This is a genomic window from Chitinimonas sp. BJB300, from assembly GCF_002735695.1.
In the GTDB taxonomy this organism is placed as follows: domain Bacteria; phylum Pseudomonadota; class Gammaproteobacteria; order Burkholderiales; family Chitinimonadaceae; genus Chitinimonas.
In genome coordinates this window covers 1-6145 of record NZ_PDZH01000171.1, presented here as the reverse complement: position 1 = coordinate 6145, position 6145 = coordinate 1, and the positions used below count along the sequence as shown (strand labels likewise).

3 protein-coding genes and 1 pseudogene are annotated in these 6145 nt (G+C 56.1%); 2 read left to right on the top strand and 2 right to left on the bottom strand.

What is annotated here, in order from left to right:
- Positions 1–171: 171 nt before the first annotated feature.
- The gene (locus tag CSQ89_RS22595; protein ID WP_099407648.1) at positions 172–372 is read left to right on the top strand and encodes a Plug domain-containing protein; all 201 of its coding nucleotides are present in this window, start codon (positions 172–174) and stop codon (positions 370–372) included.
- Between the two features lie 4 nt (positions 373–376).
- Here CSQ89_RS22595 and CSQ89_RS19120 read toward each other — a convergent pair.
- Both CSQ89_RS19120 and sph read right to left on the bottom strand, forming a co-directional pair.
- A pseudogene (locus tag CSQ89_RS19120) lies at positions 377–610 on the bottom strand (IS5/IS1182 family transposase); the annotation flags it as partial.
- Positions 606–2156, bottom strand: a complete 1551-nt coding sequence (gene sph / locus CSQ89_RS19115; RefSeq protein WP_099407647.1) for a sphingomyelin phosphodiesterase — start codon at positions 2154–2156, stop codon at positions 606–608. The gene sph and the pseudogene CSQ89_RS19120, both read right to left, overlap by 5 nt.
- 451 nt (positions 2157–2607) lie before the next feature.
- On the opposite strand from sph, the gene CSQ89_RS19110 reads away from it, so the two are divergent.
- A complete protein-coding gene (locus tag CSQ89_RS19110; protein WP_099407646.1) occupies positions 2608–5925 on the top strand; it encodes a S41 family peptidase in 3318 nt (1105 codons plus the stop codon).
- The last annotated feature ends 220 nt before the right edge of the window (positions 5926–6145 follow it).

Here is a 6145-nt window from a genome sequence, read left to right as displayed (position 1 = left end):
CAACCATGTGTTCATGACGATTTGCGCAGCCTTCAAACTTGAATGCCTGAGCATCAAGACGCAGAAGAACCCATTCGCACTTTGCCGCAAGTTACTGATCAACGCCTCCCGCGCGGCTTATGATCAGCTACAGCTGCTTCTCGCAGCTACTGCGTAACATCAGTTATTTAGGTGCTCCCTTATCAAATCGTGATAACCGGGCCGGAAAGGTTCAAGGTCGATCTGAACCAGCAATTGTCGGGACTGAACACCTACAACGGCTTGCATGGCCTGCTGCCGCGCCAATATCTAGCTGCGGAACTGATTGAGCGTGTCGAAGTACTACGTGGTGCCAATGACTTTTTGAATGGTGCGCCACCTAGGGTCTGTTGACGTTTCACATAGGTAGCCATAGAAAGCCACAGGCCATGGCAACCATGCTTTCATAGTTCCGCTTCAGTTTGTCGAACCGGAATGCCACTGCACGGTAATGCTTCAGCCGCGCAAAGGCGTTCTCGACCAAATGCCGGTAGCGATACAACCCCTTATCCAAATCGGCATTTCCCTTCACCGAGTTGCGCTTTCTGGGAATCACGGGTCGAGCCCCCTGCATCTCAATCTGTTCGTTAATGGTTGGGGCGATAGCTCAACAGCGATTGCCAGTCGAGCCGTTGCGGTGCGCGCTCGATGCGAACCCGGAATTGTTCGTTTGCACCAAGACGGCTTTCCCATAGGTAAAGGCGGTCGTTGTAGCTGCCACCGCTCCATGCAGTAAGGTAGTAATCGGCGGCAAGGCCCCAATCACGAAAGGCCACAATGTCGCCATCTCGCAGGCAGCCGTCTGGGTGGCTGATATTGACGAGGCGGAGTTCCGGGCCTGCCTCTAGCGATCCTTGCACAGTGTAGTAGCTGTATTGGTTTTTACCGGCCGTGCCAGACCATGTCCAGAACCACCCCGGTTGGTCGGTGCGCTCAATGCGTAGGTAATCGTTGTTGCGAATGCAGCCGTTGTCACGCATCGAGAAGTTGTTGGACAGGTTGAAACGTGAGCGGTTGCTGGGAGCGTTGGCATCGGTTTGCAACCAACCCGCGTTTTGGCTATTACTTTGCACATAGCGGCTGTTGGCGATATTTTGTAGCGTTACTCCACGGTAGCTGCCGCTTTGGTCCACGAAGGAGCGGGTAGGGGTGGTGCTGTCGGCGTAGGCGAAGCCCTGCACCGGATAGTGGTCGGTGTAGTCGGTGTAAGCGTAGGTTCGCTTGCTGACGGCGTCGTGTACTGTCCATTGTGGTGAGGGCGGGTCCAACGTCAGATTGTGCCAGACCGTAGGCTGACGGTAGCCCTTGAGTGCCACGATGTAGTCAAGGTATTCAAGTGGATCGCCTGTTCGTGCGCCATAGCGCTCGAGTGCCAAGCCATTGCGTTGGGTGTCAAAGGAATCGGGTATGCCCACATAGTTTGGTACGGCTGCATTCAAGGTTTGCAGCATGGTCGCGTATTCGGCGTTATTGCGTTTGTTGACGTTGAAGTCCCCTGCCACCAGTACGATCTCGTTAGTGGAAATGCCTTTTTGGCGCACCCAGTCGTGGATTTCTTGTAATTGGGCGTGGCGGACGGAAGTATGGCCGCTGCTGCCAGTGCAACCCCAGGATGATTCCGATTGCAGGTGGGTGCCCAGCACATGGTAGTACTCGCCGTTGATGTTGATCTTGGCGTAGGCGAAGCCTTTCAGTGCTGGAGCGTCATCGCCACAACCCGGTGTGCGATACAGGTATTGGACTTTTTCAACGATGGGCCATTTGCTGGCGATGGCGACACCGCCATCTTCAACCGGTGTATCGCGCCACCCGCCTTCTGTGCTGTCCCAGCCACGTGGGCTGCGGCCGATGACAGGGGTCTGGTAGGGAAAGCGCATTTTCAGCTTGGCCAGCAGCAGCTCACTGGCTTCATTGTCGAATGCCTCCTGCACCACCACGACATCCTGCTCATTCAATATGGGTGAATTGCCAATCAACCCTGCACGTTCCATCTGCCCGTAGTTGGGGAAGAGGCTAAGCGGCAACAGCATGGTGTTCCAGGTTGTCAGCTTCAGGTCATCTGGGTAGGCGGCATGGGCGGTAGTGACAAGTGCAACAGCAATAAGCCCGATCAGCTGGGTCGGTATCCGTTTCAGCATGTTTCCTCCTGGGTTTAGGGTGTGGCGATTGCGTTGCAGTGTTGCAGGGGAGTGTTACGGACCTGTCACGGCTCCGTGACAAAGGAAAAATCAGTGTGGATGTCGCCCGCGCGCTTTGCCGAGTTTGTACTCCTCAGTAAAGGGGAAGGCTGGTGGGATGATTGAGGTAAATGTGACCGTGCCGCACTGGGCATCGTATTCAGTGGCTATTGCAGCATTGGGGAATGCGCTATTTACGCCACAGCACTCGTAAACGCGTTTTGCTACTAAACATACCTTTAGGAATGTTACATTTGGGATGTTGTGGATTAGCCATGCTTTCCGACCGCAATGTGGCATATTCCACAACTTCACCCGCTTGTCGTACCCAATTCAACGCAACCACATTCCAATGGGTGGTTGAGGCATTGCTGTGGGGATCGCTGTATCCCCGTCCAATCAAGGTAGAAACATGAAGAACCGTTTTATTTTGGCCCTGGGGTGGGCTGGTGTTTTGCTGGGAGGCACCAACCTGGCCGTGGCTGCCGATAGGGAGCCCACCCGTCTGCTGCGCCAACCAAGCATGTCACGCGATCACCTTGCCTTTGTCTATGCCGGCGATATCTGGCTGACAGACCGTAACGGCCAAAGCCCGGTTCGGCTGACTGCCCATCCGGCTACTGAATCAGCACCCCAGTTTTCGCCAGATGGGCAGTGGATTGCGTTTTCAGCCCATTACGACAACAACACGGATGTGTATGTGGTATCGGTGAATGGCGGCCAGGCAAAGCGCCTGACTTGGCACCCGGGCGCGGATGTGGTGAACGGCTGGAGTGCCGATGGCAAACGGGTGTTGTTTGCCTCAAACCGCGAGGTGGGTAGCAGCCGCAGTAATCAGCTTTACGAAGTCGCACTCGAAGGGGGGGCGGAACGCAAGGTAATGGAAGCGGTAGCCTATACAGGCAAGTGGTCGGGAGATGGCTTGCGCTTGGCCTATCAGCCTTATCGTCCCGCTTATATTGGCCCTAGTGGTTGGCGGCAAAGCCGTGGAGGTTCCACCCCACCTATCTGGGTTATCAACCCCGCTACCAATGTGGTCGAAAAGGTGCCGCATGTGAATGCCACTGACGGTAATCCGATGTGGCTGGGGCAGTCGCTGTACTTTATTTCGGACCGGGCAGACGGTGCCGACAACCTGTTTGCTTACAGCAGCGACAGCAAAACGGTGCGGCAGCTGACCCATGAGATGGTTTGGGATATTCGTCATGCCGGAGCCTATGGCCAGCATATTGTTTATGAAGTGGGTGGGGTGTTGAAGGAGCTTGATGTCGCTAGTGGCCAGAGCCGCGATATACCGGTGCATATTGCGCCGCAGGCTGTGCAGGCACGTAGCCAGTGGAAAGACGCTACCAAGACCATCACCTCGGCGCAGCTATCGCCATCCGGTAAGCGGGTATTGCTAAGTGCGCGCGGCGAAATCTTTGCGGTGCCGGTGAAAGATGGATCGACTCGCAACCTGACTGCAACGGCAGATGTGCGGGAAAGTGATGGGCTGTGGAGCCGTGATGGCCAGCGGGTGGCATATCTATCAGGTGCGGATATGCAGCAGGGCCTGCTGGTGCGTGATCAGGCTGGGCTGACAGCCCCTCGCCGTTATGCATTGGGCAAAGACGGATATTTCACGCTGCTGGCTTGGTCACCCGATATGCAGACCATCGTTTATCACGATAATCACCTGAACCTATACGCCATGGCACTGGATAAGGGCCGCATTACCCGAATCGACACCAGTTTGCGCCGGCAGGCTTTCAAGGTTTCCTTCTCGGCTGACAGCCGTTGGCTGGCTTACACCACGCAGGGTGAAAATTACTTCAGTCAGATCCGGGTGTACGACTTCCAGTCGGGCAAGCACAGCAATGTGACCGATGGCCTCAGCCATGCAGACAGCCCCATGTTCGCTGCCAGTGACTATCTCTACTTCACGGCATCGACCAACTCCGGTACGTCACAGGTATTCCTGGATATGTCGACTCAGGACCGGGTGCGGCGCAGCGGTATTTACGCAGCCGTGTTGGCGGCTAATGGCAAGTCACCCCTGTTGCCCAGAAGTGGTGATGAGGAGCCGCCCAAAAAAGACAAGGCGGGTATCGACGCCGCACCTGACAAGGGAGGTAAAGATGGAAAGGGTGATAAAGCGGGTGAGGAGAAAGACAAGCCCAAGCCAGTACGCATTGATTTCGAAGGCTTGCAGCAACGCATCGTCCCCCTGCCGCTGGCCGAGCGGGATTACGACTCGCTGGCAGTGGCCGCTGATGGCGCGTTGTTCTATCTGGAACATCGATCACCCGCGGTAAGCAATGAGCCACCCGAAGCGGAGAATGAGAACGATGCGGTCTTGTATCGCTTTGACTTTGCCGAACGGGAAAGCAAAGCCGTGACGGGCGATTTGACCAGCTTCGGGATGAGTGCCGATGGCAAGAAGCTATTGCTGCAATATGCCGGTGGCAGGTTGAGTTCGGCAGAGGCGGGCGTCAAGCTGGATGCCAAGCCCATCGGCCTGGGGCAGGTGCGCATGCTGGTGAACCCACAGCAGGAATGGCGGCAGATTTTCGACGAAGCCTGGTGGATGGAACAGCAGTACTTCTACGACCCCAAGCTGCATGGGATGGATTGGCAGGCGGTGTATGCGCGCTACCTACCGCTGCTCAAACACGTGCAACGCCGTGAAGACCTGAACGAATTGCTGGCCGAAATGATAGGCGAGCTACAGGTGGGCCATAACCGCGTGATGGGTGGTGACATCTATCAGGAGCCATCGACCAGAGTAGGGTTGCTGGGGGCGGATTTTGCGTTGGAAAACGGGCGGTATCGCATCAAAACCCTCTACCGTGGCGACCGCTGGAATCCTTTCCTGAAAGCACCGCTGGCCGTACCGGGCCTAGGTGTGAAGGAGGGTGACTATCTGCTTGCCGTGAATGGCAGACCGCTGGATGCCAACCAAAACCTGTATGCCTTGCTCGACAATACCTTGGATAAGCAGACTGTACTGAGCGTGAGTGGCGACCCAAGCGGTAAAGGTGCGCGCAACATCACGGTGGAGCCGATCGGCAACGAAGGGGCGTTGCGCCTTTGGGCCTGGGTCGAGCGCAATCGACAGTATGTGGAAGCCAAGACCGGTGGCAAAGTAGCCTATGTGTATTTGCCCGATACCGCAGGCGAGGGCTTCAAGTACTTCAACCGGATGTTCTTTGCTCAGGTGGACAAGCAGGCCGTTATTCTTGATGACCGGCGCAACAGTGGCGGGCAGGCGGCCAACTATGTCGTCGATGTGTTGGCACGGCCTTATCTGGCAGGTTGGAAAGACCGTGATGGTTTGGTATTCGAAACACCGGGTGGCGCGATCTATGGCCCCAAGGTGATGCTGATCAATCAGGATGCGGGTTCCGGTGGGGACTTCCTACCTTATGCCTTCAAGCGCATGGGCCTGGGCCCGTTGATTGGCACCCGCACCTGGGGTGGGCTGATTGGCATCAGCGCGAATCCCAACTTGATTGATGGTGGTGTGCTGACCGTCCCGTTCTTCCGCTTCTTCACGCCAGAGAATGAATGGCGGATCGAGAACGAAGGCGTTGCACCCGATATTGAAGTGGCATTGGAGCCCGATGCCGTTAACCAGGGCAGGGACACCCAGCTGGATGCCGCTATCGACGTGGTAATGGACAAGCTTAAGCAGCAAAAGCCGCTGCAGCGCGGCGTTGCGCCGGCAATGCCGACAGCGTTGGGGAAATAGAGATCGAGTTCGGCGTAGGTGATCAATCATTGCTAGTCGACTTGATTGCGGCCTGGGCTCAGGAAGCGGGCAAGTCAACGTGTGAGTTTCTACCTGATGTTACGCAGTGCATACGATAACCTGTCGCCATGAAGAACAAAGAACTCGATTTGTACACCGACTATTTGCTGAGCACGTTTGGTGCGGCGACAGCAACGGGCTTGTCGGCGATGGTAGGTGG